The organism is Chloroflexota bacterium, assembly GCA_026706485.1.
In the GTDB taxonomy this organism is placed as follows: Bacteria; Chloroflexota; UBA11872; order UBA11872; family UBA11872; genus JAJECS01.
In genome coordinates, this window is record JAPOYR010000006.1 from 146,275 (window position 1) to 164,929 (window position 18,655).

The 18,655-nt window shown below is 68.2% G+C and carries 19 protein-coding genes and 1 tRNA gene; 9 read left to right on the forward strand and 11 right to left on the reverse strand.

Annotated elements, in window-relative coordinates:
* The first annotated feature begins 33 nt into the window (after positions 1-33).
* Positions 34-558, forward strand: coding sequence for an HNH endonuclease (locus OXG79_05435; protein MCY3783211.1), 525 nt, complete (start codon positions 34-36; stop codon positions 556-558).
* 24 nt (positions 559-582) lie between these two features.
* On the opposite strand, the gene OXG79_05440 is transcribed toward OXG79_05435, so the two are convergent.
* A complete protein-coding gene (locus OXG79_05440) occupies positions 583-2,874 on the reverse strand; it encodes an aconitate hydratase (GenBank protein MCY3783212.1) in 2,292 nt (763 codons plus the stop codon).
* A gap of 113 nt (positions 2,875-2,987) precedes the next feature.
* On the opposite strand from OXG79_05440, the gene OXG79_05445 reads away from it, so the two are divergent.
* The 3 genes from OXG79_05445 to OXG79_05455 all read left to right on the forward strand — a co-directional run bounded on the left by OXG79_05445 (position 2,988) and on the right by OXG79_05455 (position 5,213).
* Positions 2,988-3,896, forward strand: coding sequence for a UbiA prenyltransferase family protein (locus OXG79_05445; protein ID MCY3783213.1), 909 nt, complete (start codon positions 2,988-2,990; stop codon positions 3,894-3,896).
* A 130-nt stretch (positions 3,897-4,026) separates the two neighbouring features.
* The gene (locus tag OXG79_05450; GenBank protein ID MCY3783214.1) at positions 4,027-4,332 is read left to right on the forward strand and encodes a 2TM domain-containing protein; all 306 of its coding nucleotides are present in this window, start codon (positions 4,027-4,029) and stop codon (positions 4,330-4,332) included.
* Positions 4,329-5,213, forward strand: a complete 885-nt coding sequence (locus OXG79_05455; protein ID MCY3783215.1) for a DUF72 domain-containing protein — start codon at positions 4,329-4,331, stop codon at positions 5,211-5,213. Before OXG79_05450 ends, OXG79_05455 begins: the two co-directional genes overlap by 4 nt.
* Here OXG79_05455 and secF read toward each other — a convergent pair.
* Genes secF through OXG79_05475 form a run of 4 tightly spaced genes read right to left on the reverse strand, consistent with a single transcriptional unit; the run spans position 5,210 to position 8,687 of the window.
* On the reverse strand, positions 5,210-6,151 hold the full coding sequence (gene secF, locus OXG79_05460; GenBank protein ID MCY3783216.1) for a protein translocase subunit SecF: 942 nt from the start codon (positions 6,149-6,151) through the stop codon (positions 5,210-5,212). The two genes, OXG79_05455 and secF, sit on opposite strands and share 4 nt — an antisense overlap.
* The gene (gene secD, locus OXG79_05465; GenBank protein ID MCY3783217.1) at positions 6,151-7,506 is read right to left on the reverse strand and encodes a protein translocase subunit SecD; all 1,356 of its coding nucleotides are present in this window, start codon (positions 7,504-7,506) and stop codon (positions 6,151-6,153) included. The genes secF and secD overlap by 1 nt, the downstream gene beginning before the upstream one ends.
* A 51-nt stretch (positions 7,507-7,557) precedes the next feature.
* Entirely contained in the window at positions 7,558-8,028 is a 471-nt protein-coding gene (locus OXG79_05470; protein ID MCY3783218.1) for a VOC family protein, read from the reverse strand.
* Complete coding sequence (locus tag OXG79_05475) at positions 8,025-8,687, reverse strand: class I SAM-dependent methyltransferase (protein ID MCY3783219.1); 663 nt, start codon at positions 8,685-8,687, stop codon at positions 8,025-8,027. Before OXG79_05475 ends, OXG79_05470 begins: the two co-directional genes overlap by 4 nt.
* Before the next feature lie 241 nt (positions 8,688-8,928).
* Between OXG79_05475 and OXG79_05480 the strand changes: the two genes are divergently transcribed.
* Positions 8,929-9,504, forward strand: a complete 576-nt coding sequence (locus tag OXG79_05480; protein MCY3783220.1) for a histidine phosphatase family protein — start codon at positions 8,929-8,931, stop codon at positions 9,502-9,504.
* A gap of 34 nt (positions 9,505-9,538) precedes the next feature.
* Here OXG79_05480 and dprA read toward each other — a convergent pair whose 3' ends face one another.
* Positions 9,539-10,723, reverse strand: a complete 1,185-nt coding sequence (gene dprA, locus OXG79_05485) for a DNA-processing protein DprA (GenBank protein MCY3783221.1) — start codon at positions 10,721-10,723, stop codon at positions 9,539-9,541.
* Between the two features lie 114 nt (positions 10,724-10,837).
* On the opposite strand from dprA, the gene OXG79_05490 reads away from it, so the two are divergent.
* Positions 10,838-11,836: a Gfo/Idh/MocA family oxidoreductase gene (locus OXG79_05490; protein MCY3783222.1), complete on the forward strand. Its 999-nt coding sequence runs from the start codon at positions 10,838-10,840 to the stop codon at positions 11,834-11,836.
* Between the two features lie 71 nt (positions 11,837-11,907).
* Here OXG79_05490 and OXG79_05495 read toward each other — a convergent pair whose 3' ends face one another.
* The 5 genes from OXG79_05495 to nth form a co-directional block, all read right to left on the reverse strand.
* Positions 11,908-12,273, reverse strand: a complete 366-nt coding sequence (locus tag OXG79_05495; protein ID MCY3783223.1) for a DUF192 domain-containing protein — start codon at positions 12,271-12,273, stop codon at positions 11,908-11,910.
* A 438-nt stretch (positions 12,274-12,711) separates the two neighbouring features.
* Entirely contained in the window at positions 12,712-13,125 is a 414-nt protein-coding gene (locus OXG79_05500) for a cupin domain-containing protein (protein ID MCY3783224.1), read from the reverse strand.
* 10 nt (positions 13,126-13,135) lie between these two features.
* Complete coding sequence (locus OXG79_05505) at positions 13,136-13,912, reverse strand: hypothetical protein (protein MCY3783225.1); 777 nt, start codon at positions 13,910-13,912, stop codon at positions 13,136-13,138.
* Positions 13,905-14,324, reverse strand: a complete 420-nt coding sequence (locus OXG79_05510) for a VOC family protein (GenBank protein MCY3783226.1) — start codon at positions 14,322-14,324, stop codon at positions 13,905-13,907. The genes OXG79_05505 and OXG79_05510 overlap by 8 nt, the downstream gene beginning before the upstream one ends.
* Before the next feature lie 38 nt (positions 14,325-14,362).
* The gene (gene nth / locus OXG79_05515) at positions 14,363-15,079 is read right to left on the reverse strand and encodes an endonuclease III (GenBank protein ID MCY3783227.1); all 717 of its coding nucleotides are present in this window, start codon (positions 15,077-15,079) and stop codon (positions 14,363-14,365) included.
* Between the two features lie 191 nt (positions 15,080-15,270).
* Here nth and OXG79_05520 point away from each other — a divergent pair, with 191 nt between their 5' ends.
* From OXG79_05520 to OXG79_05530, 3 genes are all read left to right on the forward strand, one after another.
* Positions 15,271-17,169, forward strand: coding sequence for a VanW family protein (locus tag OXG79_05520; protein ID MCY3783228.1), 1,899 nt, complete (start codon positions 15,271-15,273; stop codon positions 17,167-17,169).
* 212 nt (positions 17,170-17,381) lie between these two features.
* Positions 17,382-17,458, forward strand: a tRNA-Pro gene (locus OXG79_05525).
* A gap of 174 nt (positions 17,459-17,632) precedes the next feature.
* Entirely contained in the window at positions 17,633-18,652 is a 1,020-nt protein-coding gene (locus tag OXG79_05530; GenBank protein ID MCY3783229.1) for a M14 family metallopeptidase, read from the forward strand.
* Positions 18,653-18,655: the final 3 nt, after the last annotated feature.

The following is an 18,655-nucleotide window of genomic DNA, read 5'->3' on the forward strand; positions in this document are numbered from 1 at the left end:
AGGCGCGCCGAGTGACGCCGAGCGCGCGGACCAGTGAACGAACCGGTTCTGCTTCTCAATCAAAACTACGAGCCGCTCAACGTCTGCCGCACGCGTCGCGCCATCGTGTTGCTCAGCAAGGGCAAGGCCGAGCTGCTGGAGAACGGTCGGGCGCCGATTTACAGCGTGCGCCAGCTCTACCCGCGGCCCTCGGTCATTCGCATGCTTTACCACGTCCGCCGCCCGCGTCCGACGGTGCGGCTTAGCCGGCGTGAGGTCTTTGTGCGGGATCGCTATCGCTGTCAATACTGCGCCGAGACGATCATCGAGCCGACCGTGGACCATGTCGTGCCGCGGCGGCTTGGCGGTCGACGACGCTGGGAGAACCTGGTGACCGCGTGCCGCCGCTGCAATCTGCGCAAGGCCGGACGCACCCCGCGCGAGGCGGGCATGCGCCTCCTGCGCCAGCCACGCCGCCCGAAATCGGCGATTGCCCACCTGGTCTGGCACGTCGCCGGAGGCAGCGTCGACCCAACCTGGCAGCCCTATTTGCCCCAGCTGGAGTTGGCCGCCGGCTAACCCTCAGATTGGGGACAAGCGGGCTTAGTCGCCGGCGTGCTCGCGCAGCAGGTTGAGGGCCGACCCGGCCCAGAACCATTCGATCTGGTCGTCGGTCAGAGTGTGATCGAGCTGGATCTGCTCCTGTGAGCCGTCCGCGTGTTCGATGCGTGCCGCCAGGGGACGCCCAGGCGCCAGCCGATCGATGTCCAAGAGACTCACCCGGTCGTCGGCCTGGATACGGTCGTAGTCGGCGGGATCCACGAAGGTCAGCGGCAAGATGCCTTGCTTCTTGAGGTTCGTCTCGTGGATCCGCGCGAAGCTGCGCACCACCACGGCGCCTGCGCCGAATAGGCGGGGCGACATGGCTGCGTGCTCGCGGCTGCTGCCCTCGCCGTAGTTCGAGTCGCCCACGGCCACCCAGGCGAGACCGGCCGCGGCGTAGGCCTTGGCGACTTGCGCCAGCGGCTCCTCGACGGCGCCGGTGAGCACGTTGCGGCCGGCGCCCGGTGCGTCCGCGAAGGCATTGTTGGCGCCGGTAAACATGTTGTCGCTGATGCGCGTGAGATGCCCGCGGTAGCGCAGCCAGGGGCCCGCCGGGGAGATGGCATCCGTGGTGCACTGTCCCACGGCTCGCAGCAATACCGGCATGGACCAAAACTGCTCCGCCGATCGCGCTCCGAACGGCGTCAGCCGTTCCAGCCGTTCGCTGTCCGCGGCGATCGACACCTCGACCCCAGCGGCGTCCGCCGGCGGCGGCACATAGCCATGGCGCCGGCCGGTGAAGCCGTCCGCCGGCACGTCGGGAGCCGGTTCGGGCGGGTCGAGGCGCAGCCCGTTGCCAGCGAGCGAGTCGGTGAGCGGATTGAATGACAGACGACCGCTGAGCGCGAACGCCACCGTGAGCTCGGGACTGGTGATGAACGCCTGGGTGTTGGGGCTGCCGTCGTTGCGCCGGGGAAAGTTGCGATTGAAGGACGTGACGATGGAGTTGGTGGCCAGGGCCTTGCCGCCCGCGGCATCCGGCTCGATATCTTCGCGGCGCCATTGGCCAATGCAGGGGCCGCAGGCGTTGGCGAGCACGCTGCCGCCAATGGCTTCCAGGTCGGCCAGCTGGCCGTCACGCTCGATCGTCGCCCGCACCATTTCGGATCCCGGCGTGACCAGAAACGGCACGGATGCGCGCAGACCGGCGGCGGACGCCTGCCGGGCCACGTCGGCGGCGCGTGTGATGTCTTCATAGGAGGAGTTGGTGCAGCTGCCGAGCAGGGCGGCCGAGATCTGCTCGGCGAAGCCTTCGGCCTCAACTTCGGCTTCCAGTGCCGAGACTGGCCGAGCCCGGTCGGGCCGGTGCGGCCCCACGACGTGCGGCTCGAGCTCTGAGAGGTCGATCTCGACCACCTGCTCATAGAACGATGCGGGATCGCGCTCGACCTCGGCGTCGGCGCGCAGCAAATCCTGGTTCGCGTCGGCCAGATCGGCCAGCTCGGCGCGCTCGGTCGCGCGCAGATAGGTGGCCATGCGCTCGTCGTAGGCGAACACGGATGTCGTCGCGCCCAGCTCGGCACCCATGTTGGTGATGGTGGACTTGCCGGTGCACGCCAGCGCGCGCGTGCCTGGTCCAAAGTATTCGATGATCCGGTTCGTGCCGCCGCTCGTGGTGAGGATGCCCGCGAGCTTCAGAATCACGTCCTTCGGCGCGGTCCAGCCGTTGAGCTCGCCCGTGAGCCGGACGCCGATGACGTGGGGTTGCAACGTCTCCCAGGGAAGATCGACCATCACATCCACCGCGTCCGCGCCGCCCACGCCGATTGCCAGCATTCCCAGGCCGCCGGCGTTGGGCGTGTGCGAATCGGTGCCAATGATGAGTCCGCCCGGAAACGCGTAGTTTTCCAGGATGACCTGGTGAATGATTCCCGAGCCCGGCGCCCAGAAGCCGATGCCGTATCGTGCACTGACCGACTTGAGGAAGGCATATACCTCGTTGTTCTCGAGCAACGCCGTTTGAAGGTCAGCGTCGGCGCCCACGTGCGCCCGGATCAGGTGATCGCAATGCACGGTCGAGGGAACCGCCACCGTGTCGCGACCCGCGAGCATGAATTGCAGCAGGGCCATCTGCGCGGTCGCGTCCTGCATCGCCACGCGGTCGGGACGAATCTGCAAATAGCTTTCCAGCGGCGTCAGGTCCTGGGTGGACGGGTCGTCGAGATGGCCGAAAAGCAGCTTTTCAGCCAGCGTGAGCGGGCGGTCGAGTCGTTCACGGACCGTGGCCAGGCGTGCGCGCGCACGCGCGTAGGAATCTGCGACCAGCGCGGGGGTCGACTCGATCACCGTCACAAGGCTCTCCTCTCAGGGCTTACCCGGCCGAAATGGGCGGATGCCCAGGCCCTATGCTTACCCAACTATCGCGCATTTGGTCGCGATCGCGGGAATTAGGCCCTAACGGCTCCATGACCCAGCTACTGGCCGCGCTGTCGACGACCGCCCGGCCGGCCCAATGGCTCAAGAACGTCGTGGTGCTGGCGCCACTGGTCTTTGCGCAACGGCTCACGGACGGCGGCGACGTGCTGCGCGCCGTGGCCATGTTCGCCATCTTCTGCGCGCTGTCGTCCGGCGTGTATTTCATCAACGACGCGGTTGATGCCGAACGCGACCGTCGAAACCCCCACAAAGCGCGCCGGCCGGTGGCCGCGGGACGGCTGCGCCGTGCCACTGCCGTCGCAACCGGTGTCGTGTTGGGGGCGCTGGCCGTGGGGTTGTCCGCGCTGCTCGGCACCGGTGTCGTGGTCGTCCTCGGCAGCTATTTCGCGCTCAACGTGGTCTACAGCCTGTGGCTCTCGCGGGTGGCGTTCCTGGACGGCATGGCGGTAGCCGCGGGGTTCGTCCTCCGCGCCATCGCCGGAGCGGTCGTCATATCGGTTCCGTTTTCCGGCTGGCTCATCCTCTGCACGTTTCTCTTGACCCTGCTTATCTCGCTCGGCAAGCGGCGTGCCGAATTGACGCAGGCGGACGCGCAGGCTAGGGGCCTCCGGCGAACCTGGAACGACGTGCCGCCGGAAGTCGTCGACGCCGTGATCGTCCTGGTGGGCGCGACGGTGGTCGTCTGCTACTCGATTTACAGCCTCGCGCCGGAGACGGCGGAGCAGTTTGGCGGAAGGGGACTCGTCTTTACCGTGCCGTTCGTGCTGTATGGCATCGCGCGGTTCATGCTGCGCGCGTTCAGTGGCGAGGGCGTGTGGGACCCCACGACCGTGCTGCTGCGCGACCGCGGGATCCAGGCTGCCGTCGTCGGCTGGCTCGCCGCGGCGGTGATCATCATCTACTGGGCCGGTCCATGGCTCAGTGATCTGGTTTCGTAAACGGCGGGCGTTTGCCCCTACGCCAATGAAGCAGAGGCGGTGCGTCGTATCTCCGGTCACGCCGATCTACCGCCGGCGTGGATTCCACGAGTGCGCGGGTAGAATGCCGCCCGCTACCGGCTCCTTGTAGATGCCTGACCCGTCACCAAGCGACCGCGCCGAGGCCTACCGCCGCGCGACCGAGCGCGTGCGGGCGCGATTGGGCTTCGCGGGTCACGCGGCGGTATGGGCGGCCGTTGCCATCCTGCTGCTGATCGTCAACATCATCGCCACCCCGAACTTCATCTGGTTCTTCTGGCCGGTGGTGTTCTGGCTGATCGCACTGGCGCTGCACGGCTGGGCGGTATTTGGTCCCGGCCTGCCCATGATCGAGCGCTGGCGGCAGCGCGAAGCCGCGCGGGAGTTCGACCGCATGCAGCGCCAGGGCGACGAGTGAGCGCCACGCGAAGGTTCGGGATTCGCGGCTGGCAACGGCTCGAAGACTTTTACCCGCCGCGCGTCAAGCCGGCGGAGATGCTGGGCCACTACGCGGAAGCGGCAGACGTGGTTGAAACGCCCAACACCTTCAACGGCATTCCGAAGCCGGAGCGGCTGGCCGAGTGGGCGGACCAGGCGCCGGACGACTTTCGCATCGACGTCATCGCGTTCGGCGGCCTCACGCTGCATCAGCGGCGCCCGGGCGACTCGGGCCCAATCGGACGGCGGTCGTGGCAAGAGGTCTCGGTGGTGCCGCCCGACGTGCTGTTCGACGACTTTGCCCAGGCGCTCGCGCCGCTGGCGGAGGCCGGCAAGCTCGGCTGCGTGGTGCTGCAGTTTCCGTCGTGGTTCGGGGCCGGGGACGAGGCTCGCGAATACCTGGGGCACGTCAGCGGACTTCTCCCCGAATTACCCCTGGCCGCCGAGTTTCGGCATCCGAGCTGGGACGTGCCCAGCCAGCAGGACGCGACCTTGGAGTGTCTGATCGACCTGGAAATGGCCCTGGTGGTGGCCGACTTCCCGCCCGATCGACCAGAGGCCGGACCGCCCACCGTCGCCGTCACCACAGACCGCCTCAGCGTCGTGCGGCTCCATGGCCGCGACGCCGACGCCTGGCCGCGCACCGAGGCCAATCCCGTCGAGTCAATGGCCCATACCTACTCCGACGCGGAGCTGTCGCCCTGGGTGGCGCGGGTGCGTGAGCTTTCCGAAGAGGCGGCCGAGGTGCACGTGCTCGTGGGCACGACGCCGTACGCCGAGGCCCTGGACGCTGCCGACCGCCTCAAGACGGCCATCGCCGAGGCCGAAGAGGCCGAGGCGCGCTGGGGCTACGTCCCCTAGGTCGTCGAGGCGCGGCGCCAGGGGAACACCCGGCGCCAGATGCGCGGGATGTCGCGCTGCTCCCATGAAGCGACCAGGCAGGCCGCGTTGAAGATCGACGAGTACGTCCCGATGGCGAAGCCGAGGGAAAGCGCCAACACAAAGTCCCGAATCGTCGGCCCGCCCAGGAGCAGCAGGGCGAGCAGCACCAGCAACGCGGTGAACGAGGTGTTGAGCGACCGCGTCAGGCTCTGGTTGGCGCTGTGGTTGATGATGCTGGCGATGGCGGGACGCTCGTGGTCGTCCAGATGCACGTAGTCACGGTTGGTTTCCCGAATGCGGTCGAAGACGACGATGGAGTCATTGACCGAGAACCCGATCACCGTGAGCAGGGCAGTCACGAACAGCGCGTCGATCTGCACATTGAGCACGTGCCCCAGGATCGCGAACACGCCAAGGACGAACAGCGCGTCGTGCAGCAGCGCCACGATGGCCGCCACGCCGTAGCGGAATGAATGCTGCATGCCACGGAAGGCCCACGTGACGTAAAGCAGAATCAGCCCCGAGGCCACGGCCACCGCGATGATGGCGGCGCGGGTGAGTTCTTCGCCGACGACCGGCCCGATGGCCGAGAAGCCAAGCTCCTCGACCGGACCGGTGGCGTCGCTGAGGCCGGTGAGCAGATCGTCCTTTTCGTCAACGTCGATGGCGCGGACTCGGAGCAGCGCGTCGCTCTCGCCCGCCATCTGCACCACGACTTCAGGAAATCCGGCGCCTTGCGCGGCCGACGTGACGTCCTCTTGCGTGGTTTCCGCCGCGACGCGCACTTGCAGCAGCGTCCCGCCGGTGAAGTCAATGCCGGGCTTCAGCCCGCCGGTCAAGAGCGCCGCGATGCCCGGCGCGAGCAGCACGGTGGACACCAGGTACCACCAGCCGCGGCGGCCCACGATGTCAAACATCAGGCCGCGCCTTCCTCGGGCGCGGACCGCGCGCCGAACCAGCGCGGCCGGTCAACGCCCGGCACGAGCACCGCCAGCCGCAGCAGCGTGCGGCTGATGGTGATGGCCGAAAACATGCTCACCGCCACCCCGATCGCCAGCGTGAGCGCGAATCCCCGCACGCCGCCGCTGCCGAAGCCGAAGAGCACGGCGCAGATGAGCAGCGTGGAGACGTTCGAGTCCCGGATCGAGGGCCAGGCGCGGTTGAATCCGGCCTCGATGGCCCGGCGCACCGCGCGACCACGGCGCACTTCTTCGCGGGTGCGCTCGAAGATCAGGATGTTGGCGTCAACGGCCACGCCGAGCGACAGGATCACGCCGGCCACGCCGGCCAGGGTGAGGGTGACCGGCACGAGCTTGAAGATGGCGAAGACGAGCATCACGTAGGCCACCAGCGCCAGCGCCGCTACGACGCCGGCGGCGCGGTAGTAGGCCACCATGAACGCCAGCACCAGCACCGCGCCCACGATGCCCGCCCGCACCGACAGCGCCAGCGACTCTTCGCCAAGCGTCGGTCGCACGGTCAGGTTCTGTACCACCTTGAGCGGCACCGGCAGGGCGCCGTATTGCAACTGGATGGCCACCCGGCGCGCCTCATCCGGGGTAAACGTGCCGCGGATCACGCCCTCGTCGCGAATCGGCGCCTCGATCACCGCCGAATTGATCACGATGTCGTCGACGGTGATGGTGAGCCACTGACCCAGGTGCGTGCTGGTGTGTCGCTCGAAGTGCTCGCCCGACGACGGCTTGAGCTCGAAGGCGATCATGGACGCCCCGAGCTGATCGAACTCGACGCGCGCCGACTGGAGGTCCGCCCCGCGCAGCACAACGTCTTCCGGATCGGCCACGAAGACCTCGTCGTCCGGGTAGGGACGCGAACCGGTATCGACGATCAGCAGCTGTCCGGTTTCGCGGAAGAGGTCGATCGCGTCGTCGAGCGGGTCCGCGCACTCCTCGGTCGCGGGGTCACAATTTGGGTCCGGACCGCCCAGACCGGGAAGCTCAACGATCAGCCGGGTGTCGCCCTCGATTTGGATGACGGGCTCGGCGACGCCCAACGCGTTGACGCGGTTCTCGATGATTTGCCGCACGGCCTCCATCGCATCCGGGTCAACCTCCTGGCCGGGCGCGGGGTCAGCCTCGAAGCGCACGTGCAACCCGCCCTGGAGATCCAATCCCTGCCGAAACTCCAGGTCGGAGAAGTCACGCGTGCCGACCTGCACCGGGAAGCCGGGTGAGTTCGGGACCACGATGTACAGCGCCAGCGCGAAGATGACCGCGATGAACGCCACAATCCCAAGGTGCCGGCGACGCACGTCAGCGGCTCGGGGCGTAGGTTCGGGGCATGGCGTTGATGATACGCGGCGCTAGCCGAACGTTCCGTCGTGTCGCTGGTGCAACCAGATCGGATTGCCTTCGGGGTCGGCGACCATGGCGTTGAGGCAGGCCGGGGTATCGCGTGTCTCGTGGAGGACTTCGACGCCACGGTCACGGGCCTCCGCCAAGGCGGCGTCGACGTCTTCAACTGCGAACGCCACGAGCACTCTGGGAGGCTCAAGGCCCACGTGCGCCGGCGTGACGGCCAGCGTCACGGACCCCGCCTGGAACTCACGCCAGTCGTCATCCTGAATTCCCGTCTCTGGAAGCCCCAGCACGTCACGGTAGAACTGCGCGGTGCGATCGACGTCGGCGGCGACGATCCAGACGAAGTCGACGCCCTTGATCTGCAATCCCAGCCTCTCTCGCTGCCACCTGCCTACTCGTCGGGCCACCATCATGCAAGCGTTGTCGGGTGAGGTCGACCAATCCGACCCGCGCCGGCTCAGCTCGCGCGTCATGCAGTGATAGCGGCCCGGCAAATCACCTGGCGCATACCCCAGACAATCTCGCGTCTTGACGGCGATGCAGCGAGTCCATCGAGCTCAGCCGCGACCTCGGCGATGACCGGCGCAGAGAATACTGCCCTCGCTGCGGGCGATGCGCCCCAGTTGGCGATGTTCAGCCGAAACATTGCTGCCGCCTGTGCCGTGCGCACGGGATGCTCGACAAGGCGACTGGAAACAACGGCCAGTTCGTCGCCGGGAATCAGCTGCTCCATCGCCTTGCCTGCATAGAGCTGGCCGCCACCGGCAGCGACAACCTGCTCGACCATTTCGAGGTAGCGCTGAAACACCGGATGTGTCGTCCAAATGTCCGAGACCTCGTCCAACAGCAGCAGACCTGCTGGCCGAAGTTGCGTGGCCCAGGCGGCGAGTGCCGATGGCGGGTCCGACAAATGCGGCAGAAGAAAGTGCGAGAAGAGAAGATCGCCCGGCCCGAAGGGAAATGGCGTGCGCGTGACGTCATGCTCGAAATACTCGACGCCCGCCGTTGGCTGAGCCCGCGCCGTTGCGATGAAGCGGCTGGAGGTGTCGAGTCCGACGGTGCGCCCGGACTTGGCCATGCCGGCCACGATGCGTGTCGTAAAGCCCGGCCCGCAGCCCAGGTCGTAGGCCAACTCCGGCCCGGCATGCGCTTGCGCCAGGAAGCTCACCATCTCCGGCTGGAACACTTTGGCAGCGAGCCGTAGGCGCGTGGCGGCGACGTCAGTATCGCCAAATGTGTACCCGCGTTCGCTCATGCGCCAGCGCTGCGTGTTCGCCCCTACGATGCGGTCGAATATCTCACGAGCCCGAAGCGCCGCCGGAACTCGTCGGTCGTAAGCTCCAGCGATAGACCATCGTTCGCAGGAGCGCAACGTGCGAAAGCTGGTGCTGGTGCGGCACTCGCAGCCTCGGATTGGGCGCAACGTTCCGGCGGCCGAATGGAGACTCAGCGAGCGCGGGCGGCGCCGGGCCAAAGCGATGGCCGCCCTTCTTCGCGACTACGGCGCGAATCGGATCTGGTGTAGCCGCGAGCCCAAGGCCGTCGAGACTGCCGAGATCGTCGGGAGCGCGCTCGACATCCCGATACGCGTCAAGGATGGGCTCGAAGAGCACCACAGACACAACGTGCCGTTCTTTCCCACCACCCAGGAGTTCGAGCAAGCGATTGAAGCGTTCTTCTCCCAGCCGACCCGGCTTGTCCTGGGCTCCGAGACCGCGAGCCAGGCATGCGACCGATTCAGCGCCGCGATTGACGCCGTCCTTGAAGCGGATTCCGCGGATGCCATCGTGGTCACCCACGGCACGATGATGACGCTCTATCTGGCGCAGGTGGCCGACATCCCGCCCATGGACTTCTGGCGCGAGCTGCGGACGCCGTGCCTGGTGGAGGTTGAGCTTCCCAGCATGTGCGTTGGACCGATCGTGGTTCCCGGCGAGCCGGAGCTGTGAATCTGCAGCATCCGTGCACCAGCGGTTCGTGCGGCTAGCCGCTCTGCCCACCCGCCGGCTCGGGTCGCGGATGGACGTAGCGGCCCCCGCCCACGTGCCGGGCCAGGCCCTTGAGCTCCAGCATGGTGAGGATGGCCGAGACTCGGTGCGCGGGGAGTCCGGCGGATTGCGCCAGGGTGTCGATGTGCTTGGGTGAGGCGTTGAGCTGATCGGCGATGGGCCGCTCGTCGGCGTCCGGCTCCACGACGGGATGCAGCGCAAGCTGGACCGGATCGACGCTGATGCCCAGCGTGTCCAGCACGTCGGCGGCTGAGGTCACGGCGCGCGCCTCGCCGCGAAAGATCAGCGCGTTTGTGCCCTGGCTGCCGCTCCGGAAGATGTCGCCGGGCACCGCCATGATCTCGCGGTTGTGCTCGATGGCGTAGCGCGCGGTGATCAACGCCCCGCTCGGCAGCGGCGCCTCGACCACGATGGTCCCCAGCACGAGCCCGCTGATGATGCGGTTGCGCTGGGGGAAGTTCTCCGCCGAGCCGCGCATCCACACCGGATACTCGGTGACGATGGCGCCCTGGTCCGCAATCTTCCGCGCCAGTGATCGGTTGGCGACCGGGTACACGGTGCCGAGCCCCGTGCCCCAGACGGCGACGGTCGGCCCGCCGGCTTCGAGCGCCGCGCGGTGCGCCACGCTGTCCACGCCCGAGGCCATGCCGCTCACGATGGTGATCCCGCTGCCGGCAAGGTCGCCGGCGAGCCGCTCGGTGACCAGCCGGGCATAGGTGCTCATGCGCCGCGTGCCAACGATGGCAACCGCCCGGTCCTGTGACAGGACATCAATGTCCCCGCGGACGTGCAGCAGCGCCGGAGGATCGGCAATCTCCCGCAGCCTGGCGGGATACGCCGGGTCGTCCCAGGCGATGGCGCGCCCGTCCGCTTCCTCCAGGGCCGCCAACGCGGCCTCGGGCTCGATGTCGCGCCGCGCGTCGAGCAGCTGCTCGACGACTTTGGCCTCCAGCCCGGCGCGTCGCAGGTCGCCGGCGGATGCGCCCCAGGCGCGCTCCATGCTGTCGAACGCCCGCCGCAGGGCCCAGACGGCGCCCGAGCTGATGCCGCGCACGGCGTTGAGCGCCACCCAATAGGCCAGATCGTCCGGCGTGCGGCCGGTGGGCGCCGGGAATTCCTGATCGCCCGCCAACTCGACCGCGGGCCGTTTGTCACTCACGGATCTAGCGTAGCCACGGCATCCAACGCGCGCGAAATCCGGCCGGCTGAGCCCTCGGGCTGCCATGATGACGGCGAACGGCGTCGGGCAGGGTCGATGAAGGAGCGCGGCGGAATGGCGGACCAGAGCGGCAAACTGCGGGCGGCACTGATTGGCATCGGACACGACCATGCGTGGGGCAAGGTGCAGGCCATCCGCCGCTCCAATGACATGGAGCTCGTCGGCGCATTCGAGCCGGATGCCTCGGAGTGGGGACGGCAGCAGGCCGTGGACCGCTTCGGGGACGTGACGGCGCTATCAGAGGTCGACGTGCTGCACGACGAGTCCATTCGGGTCGTGTTCATCGAGACCCTCCCACGCCATAACCTGCGCTGGGCGCGGCGGGCGCTGGAGCATGGCAAGCACATCCACATCGACAAGGCGCCGTCACCGTCGCTGGCCGACCTGCGGGCGGTGCTCGACTTCGCGGCCGGGCGCAACCTGCACGTCCAAATGGGCTATCAGTTCCGCTACAACCCCGCGATCGAGTTGGCCCTGCGCGCCATGCACGAGGGCTGGCTGGGCAACGTCACCCGCATCAACGTCGACATCCCGACCAACATCGCCAGCTACGCCGACATCCGGTCCAAGGACGGCGCGCATGCCGGCGCGCTGTTCTACCTGCTGGGATGCCACGTGCTCGATGCGGCCATGCTGTTCCTGGGCAAGCCCGCCGGCGTCTGGGCCAGCCACCGGCGCGACGCGCGCGGCCAGGGCGAGCCGTTCGAGGACAACTGCACGGCGGTGCTGGAATATCCTGGCGCGATGGCGCTGCTGCAGACGTGGGTCACCGGCAACGAGCCCATGCACCACCGGCGCTTCCAGGTGATCGGCGAGCGCGGCTCGGTGCTGATCGAGCCGATCGAGCCGCCGGGCGTACGCCTGTTCCTGAGCGAAGCTCACGAAGACTTTCCGGCGGGCTGGAGTGAGCCGGCAATCCCCATGCGCCCAAGGTACGACGGCGATATCGAGGACCTGGCCGCATGGATTCGGGGCGACCGTGCGCCGGCATACACCGCGGTGCATGACCTGGCCGTGCACGAGACGCTGCTGCGCATCTGTGGAGTGATTTAGCCGCCCCGCCACGAATCTAGTCCGTGTAGGGGCAGCCCTGGTGGCTGCCCTTGGGCCCAGGACGCGAGGCCCTAGGCAGGGCTGCGAATCTCGGCGAATACTCCCGGCTCGATGCCGCACTCCGCGGCGACGCCTGCGTTGACCTCGATGGCGTAGCGGGCCGGCGCCGCCGACCGCGTGATCGGCAGGTTTGGCGCGGTCTCGCGCTCCGGACGCATGGTCTGCACGTCGACGACGACCGAACCGTCGTTGATAAAGATGATGTCGAGCGGGATGAGCGTGCCCTTCATCCAGAAGCTGAGGATCTGCTCATTCGCATAGGTGAACAGCATGGCGCGGTCGCGCCCCAGGGACTCACGCCCCATGAGGCCCACGGCGCGCTCCTCCGGATCATCCGCCACTTCCAGGTAGATCTCGCAGGCGCCGATGGATGCCACCGCCTGGATTTCGGGTCCGAGGGCGGGCGCCGGCGATTGCGTTGCGGTAGGCGTCTGCGAGGGCGTGGTGGTGGGCAAGGGTGTTGCGGTTGGCGTGGCTGCCGGTGTCGGCTCGGGAGTCGGGGTGGCTGTTGCGATGGGCTCGGGGGTGGTTGGCGACGGGCTAGGAGTCGCGGTCGCGGTGGGCGCGAGAGTCGGTGGCAGCGTTGAGGGGACGGTCGGCGATGGTGAGGCAGCGGCGGTGGGTACCGCAGCGACCCGCATGATCGGTGTTGGCGATGGTGCGGCAGCGGCGGTGGCTGCCGCGGCAACCGGAGGCGTTGGCGGCGCCGTCTCGGCTGGCGCTGCGCCGCAGCCCGCCACGAGCACCGCCGCGGCGACAATGGCGGCGGCCCTCATGCGCCGACCGCCGTCTCCGACCGTGCGCGTGTCGCGCCCTCAGCCTTCGTCCGCAAGCGACTGGTGCTCCCGCAGCACGATCGTGTCCGAATGGTCGGCGGGATACGGAGGCGACGTCACAAACAGCACCCGTGCCGGGGACTCGCCCACGCAGGCGAACTCGATGGTCTCCTGCGGCAGGGAAGCGACGCACTCCCCGGCCTCCAACTCGACGCTTTGCGCCTGGCCCACGTCCTCGTCGAACGACGTGATCCGCACTCGCCCGGCCAGCACGTAGGTGAGCTGCTCGATGGTGCGGTGCGCGTGCGGCCGGTAGGACGCTCCGGGTTCCAGCAGACCGTCCGCAACCGTCAAATGGCGCGCGGGCGCCAGATCGAACGGCCACACGGGCACGTCGTCCGGCGCCACGACGCGCGGGCCGGCGCGCCGCACCCGCAGCGTCGCATTGCCCACCGAAAGCGGCCTAGGCGTGCGCGCCCTCGCCGAGCGAGACTGGCACACCCTCCAGGTACCCCGCCTCGTGCATCTGCACCCACTCGTCCATGAACATGTCGTTCCATTGGTCGGTGAGCGGATGCTCCATCAGCTCGGCGAAGACGTTCCAGAAGATGATGATGCCGTCGGCCCCGTCGCGCAGCGCGGCGTAGGCGGTGTCGACCGAGCGCACCAGCGCCGCCGTGATGTACGGCCGTTGCTCCCAGCCGCTAAACATCGCCACGCACTCGCGCACCAGCTTGGTCGGGTCGCCGCCAACCTGCTTCACTGGCTCGCAGAACGGCAGGATGTGCGTCGCGCCGGCCTGGGCGACCGCTGCCGCCTGGCCCAAGGAGAAGCACGTGGTGCAGAAGGTCTCCACGCCCTCGGCCTTGAGCACGCTGAACGCCTCGAGTCCGTGCACGGCGCAGGGAATCTTGATGACGATGCGGTCGGACATGCGCGTGAACACGTGCGACACGTCGAGCAGCTCCTGGGTGGTGTGCCCGTCTACCTCCACCACCACCTGCTTGTCGGTGACGTCGAGGTAGCGCTTCACCAGCTCAGTAAGCGGTCCGTACTTCTGGACCATTTCGTTGAGTACCACCGTGTTGGTCACGATGCCGTAGCCGCCGCGGGGCAGCCAGACCTTCAGGTCCTCCGGATCGCCCGCCAGCCAGATTGCGGGTCCGCTCCCCCGCTGGCGCGCGGCCGGCACCGGCCCCGCCGCCGGCGCGCCGTTGGCGTGTGCGTTTGCGTTACTCACCGTCGTGCCTCCCGTCGACAAGCTGCAATCCCATGTCTTGTGTGGCGTGGGTGTCGAGGAAACTGATCCGCCAGCCCGACGAGCTGACGATCGGCGCCGTGCCGCCGATGCCAAAAGCGGCCTCGAGGGTCGCGAGCGTGGCGTCCATGGCGTCGTCGCGGAAGGCCACGTGGTGCACGCTGGCGCCGTGCTCGTCGAGGTGGGCGGCGAACTTGCTGCGCGCCGGATCGGTGGGGCAGATCAACTCCAGGAACGCGCCCGAGTCGCCGACTCGCAGCGCGGCGTATCGGTTGCCTTCCTCCTCGGATGCCCAGATTTGCTCGGGTTCCATGCCCAGCGTGTCGCGGAAAAGCTCGAGCGCCCGGTCGAGGTCCGGGACGACGTAGGCCACATGATGAATCGCGTCAAACATGCCAAGTCTTTCCGTGCTGTACGGCTATGGCCCTGAGTTTACGTGGCGCGGCGGTCCCTGGCTGCCGTGCCTCCGTAGGGCGACCGCGACGGCCGGTTCGGCGTGGTGGCGCTGGGGCAGATGTCGTTGAGCGTGCACGCCTCGCACTGCGGCTGCCGCGCCTCGCACACGCGGCGCCCGTGAAAGATCACCCCGATCCCCGCGAAGATCCAGTCGTCGCGCTCGATGAGGTCCATCAGGTCGCGTTCGATTCGCACCGGGTCGTCGTGCTTCGTGAACCCCAGCCGCTGCGACAGCCGGGCCACGTGGGTGTCCACCACCACCCCGCTCGGGATGCCGAACGCCTCGCCCAGCACCACGTTGGCGGTCTTGCGGGCCACGCCCCGCAGCTTGAGGAGCGAGTCCATGCTCGTGGGCACCTGGCCGTCGAACTCCTCGACCAGATGGGCGGCGGTGGCCCGGATAGACCTCGCCTTCTGCCGGTAGAACCCGGTGGGGTGCACGATGTCTTCCACGTCTGCCTGCGGCGCCGACGCCAGCGCCTCCGCCGTCGGGTAGCGGGCAAACAGCGTGGGCGTCACCTTGTTCACCGCCACGTCGGTGGTCTGCGCCGAGAGGATCACGGCGATCAGCAGCTGGAAGGGGTCGGTGTAGGTCAGCTCGGCTGCGGCCTCCGGGTAGAGATCGCGGAGGCGGCGGATGATCTCCGCGGTGCGGGCACGCCGCGCGGCCTTTGACTCGCGCCAGCTGCGCACCGGCGGGCCCGACCGCCGCCTGGAAACCCTGCCGCGACGCGCTGCCATTCGCGGAGCATATCGCGCGTACGGCGCGGCCACGGCCCGGCGCATGTCGGTTCCCTCACTGAAGGCCGCTGATATGATCGGGCAATCTTGATTCTCGGTATGGCTGCAACCAACAGACGCGCGTCGTTCCGAGGCGGAAGACCATGACGGCCGACGCTTCCGACCAATCGCCGTCGCGGCGCGCGCTGCTCCTGGCTGGTCTGGGAGTCGTCGGATTCGCGGCAGCCGCTCCGGTCGCTCTGGTCGCGGCCCTCTTGCGCGGCGACGACGGGCTGTTGCCGGCCGGCACCCACATTGATGGCGTTGACGTGGGCGGGCTTTCCCCCGAGGAAGCCGTGGCGCGGCTGGAGGCCTACTGGGCCTCTTATCTGGCGAACCCCGTGAGCTTCGAGCTCGGCGGCCGGACGTGGCGTCCATCCGCCGCCGACGTCGGCCTCACGGTGGACTACCGGGGCGCGCTGCGCGGCGTGCTGGCCGCGCAGGGCGGAGGCGGCATCACGCGTCGGATCTCCGAGCCGCCGGTGTCCGTCAGTCGCGACCTGGTCGCCGCAACATTCGATTCGGATGCGCTGCGTGCTTACGTGTCCGGCATTGCCCAGGGCTTCGATCAGCCGGCCGTGGACGCCAGCGTGAACCTGGCGGGAGCCGACGTGGCTGCCGTGCGGCCCGGCCAGACCGGCCGCGTGGTCGACATCGAGGCGGCGGTGCGGGCCGTTGGCGATCTCACCCAACCGACGCCGCCGGGCCGCGTGATCGCGCTGGCCTTTCGAGAGGATGTCCCGGCCTATACCACGGACCACGCGCGCGCGGCGCTCGACGCGATCACGCGCATGACCAGCGCCCCGCTGTGGCTGATGCACAAGGGGCGCGGGTGGACCATCACTCCCCAGGAGCTGCGGGCCGCCATCGACGTCCAGGCGAACGGCAGCACCTTGACACCAACCCTGGACTTCACGCGCTTTAATGACCTCTTCACGCTCATCGACGACACCCTCGCCGCCGAGCCGCACCCCACGGTGTTCGAGTACGACGAGGCCCGCAATCGCGTGCTGGCCTTCCAAGTGGGCAATCCGGGGCAGATCGTGGATCGCGCCGCGCTCGAGGAGGCGATGGCGCGGGCGGTGGCCTCGCCCGACGAGCGCGTGATCGAAATCCCGCTGACGCTGCTCAACACGGGCGCCGACTTCGCCGAGAATCCATTGGGCATTCGGGACCTGCTGGCCATCGGCGATTCGATCTATAAGGGGTCGCCCGACTACCGCCTGCACAACATCTCCGTTGGCGCCCGAAAGCTCGACGGTCTGGTCGTCCCGGCGGGTGAGACGTTCTCGTTCCTCGAGAGCATTGGGCCATTCGAGCTTCGGAATGGCTGGGTTGAAGGTAGCGTGATCCTCGCCGACAAGACCGAGCAGGGCATCGGGGGCGGCATCTGCCAGGTGTCCACGACACTCTTTCGCGCCGTCCTCAACGCCGGACTTCGAATCGAGGAGCGATGGCCGCACCTGTATCGCGTGCGCTACTACGAGATGGGCCCGGCGCCGATCGGGATCGACGCCACGATCTTCAGCCCCGGCCTCGACTTCAAGTTCCGCAACGACACCGAGCATCCAATCATGCTGCGCGCCTTCGCCGACGAACAGCTCGGCGCCCTGACGTTCGAAGTGTGGGGCGTCAACGACGGTCGACGGGTCGAAATCGTGGACCACGAATTGAAAGATTGGGAAGACCCCCCGCCGGACGAGGGCATCTTGGATCCGACCGAAGAGCCGGAGTTCGAGGAGCAAGTGGAATGGTCCAAGCGCGGCGTGCTGGCGGCGTTCTCGCGCGTGATCACCTGGCCCGACGGCAGCGAAACCCGATCGACCTTCCGGTCGAGTTTCGTGCCGTGGCCCAACCGTTACGTCGTCGGTATCGACGTCGCCAAGGCCAGGTTTCCGACGCAGTACAACGAGTGGTTCGACGAGAACCCGGAAGATGCCGCGCGCTGGGGCGTGACGCGGGCGCCCGACCCGCCCGAGGATCCGGACGCGCCGGCCGGCTAGCCGCCGTCTGCGGTCGGTCGCTGAGAGTCCGTCATTCCCGCGGAGGCGGGAATCCACCCTTCGGCCTTCGCCGGGCGAACCGGACAGGCCGGCATCATGCCCCATTGCGACGTCACACGATGTCGGGTCCAGATGCCGAATCAGCGCACTCCCCCGCCGTCGAACGCTAGCCAAGCGGCCGCGCGCCCTTCTAGGATGGACGGACGACTATGCGGGGCGTGGCGCAGCCTGGCAGCGCGCATCGTTTGGGACGATGAGGTCGCGAGTTCGAATCTCGCCGCCCCGACCACCGAGCATTGCTGACGCCGGCGGCCGGGGGTAGACGGAGTTGGTGCGCGGTCGTCGCCACTGTGGGCCGCCTCCAGCGCTGGAGCGTTGACGTGACGATGAGAACGACAACCGAGGTTCTTGGGACTGCCATCCATCGGCGTCCTGTGGTGACGGCGTTCGGACTCCCGACCTGATGGGCGCCAGGCGGCCGGGGTGGCGCGTCCTCCGGGCTGGAGTCGCGATCCTGCTCACGGCCGGCCTGCTGGCGATCAGCGGCGTCCCGGTGATCCTGGCCGCGCCGGGCGAGCCTCCCGCGCCACCCGGGCTCGCCGCGGCGGCGAACGCCACGCCGCCGCCAGTCAAGGAGCCGCCGCCGGAGCCAACCGCTCCGCCGACCTCGACCGACGAGGCGCACGAATCGGTGGGCAAGTCCCTGGATCTGACCCGGTCGGTGGAAGGGCGCGCGATCCAAGTCGTGGAACTCGGCGGCGGACCGCGCTGGGTCGCCGTCATTGGCGGCATCCACCAGGGCAACGAGGCGAACACCACCGACCTCGTCGAGCTGCTGCTCGACCACTTCCGGGCCAATCTCGACCTGATTCCCGATGGCGTTGGCCTGGCGCTGATTCCCGATCTCAACCCCGACGGCGCCGTGGCGGGCACGCGCGAAAACGCGAACGGCGTCGACCTCAATCGCAACTGGGACTCCAACTGGCAGCCCGACAGCTACGGCCCCTCCGGGCTGGTTGTCGGAGGGGGCGGCGCGCGCCCATTCTCGGAGCCGGAGACCCGCGCCCTCGCGCGCTACCTGGTTGACCGGCCGTTCGTGGCGGCGATCTTCTATCACAGTCTTGGCGCCCTGGTCGTGGCCGGCCATGGCGACGACGGCGGCTCGGCTGAGCTTGCGCGCGTGATTGCCTTAGCTGCGCAGTACCTCTATCTCACGGAGTGGACGGTCTATCCCCTCAGCGGCCAAGCCACCGACTACCTCGCGAATCAGGGCATTCACGCCGTGGACGTGGAGCTGACCAACTACACCGACCCGGACTTTGCACAAAATCTACGGGGGCTCACCGCGGCCCTGGCGTGGGCACGGACGCTCGACGTTCCCCCGCACGCCGAGCGCAACATCCCGGAGCAGATATCCACTCGCTGTGGGTGCAAGCTGGGCGTTGACTGTCCGGGATTCGCGCCCGCGCTGTGCCTGTGGTGACGA

What these genes read in the sequence shown, in the direction of transcription:
- OXG79_05510 (MCY3783226.1), bottom strand. Translation starts at nt 14,324, where the DNA reads ATGTTTGACGCGATTCATCATGTGGCCTACGTCGTCCCGGACCTCGAC.
- OXG79_05530 (MCY3783229.1), top strand. Translation starts at nt 17,633, where the DNA reads ATGGGCGCCAGGCGGCCGGGGTGGCGCGTCCTCCGGGCTGGAGTCGCG.
- secF (MCY3783216.1), bottom strand. Translation starts at nt 6,151, where the DNA reads ATGTTTGACATCGTGGGCCGCCGCGGCTGGTGGTACCTGGTGTCCACC.
- OXG79_05445 (MCY3783213.1), top strand. Translation starts at nt 2,988, where the DNA reads ATGACCCAGCTACTGGCCGCGCTGTCGACGACCGCCCGGCCGGCCCAA.
- OXG79_05450 (MCY3783214.1), top strand. Translation starts at nt 4,027, where the DNA reads ATGCCTGACCCGTCACCAAGCGACCGCGCCGAGGCCTACCGCCGCGCG.
- OXG79_05490 (MCY3783222.1), top strand. Translation starts at nt 10,838, where the DNA reads ATGGCGGACCAGAGCGGCAAACTGCGGGCGGCACTGATTGGCATCGGA.
- OXG79_05520 (MCY3783228.1), top strand. Translation starts at nt 15,271, where the DNA reads ATGACGGCCGACGCTTCCGACCAATCGCCGTCGCGGCGCGCGCTGCTC.
- OXG79_05470 (MCY3783218.1), bottom strand. Translation starts at nt 8,028, where the DNA reads ATGACGCGCGAGCTGAGCCGGCGCGGGTCGGATTGGTCGACCTCACCC.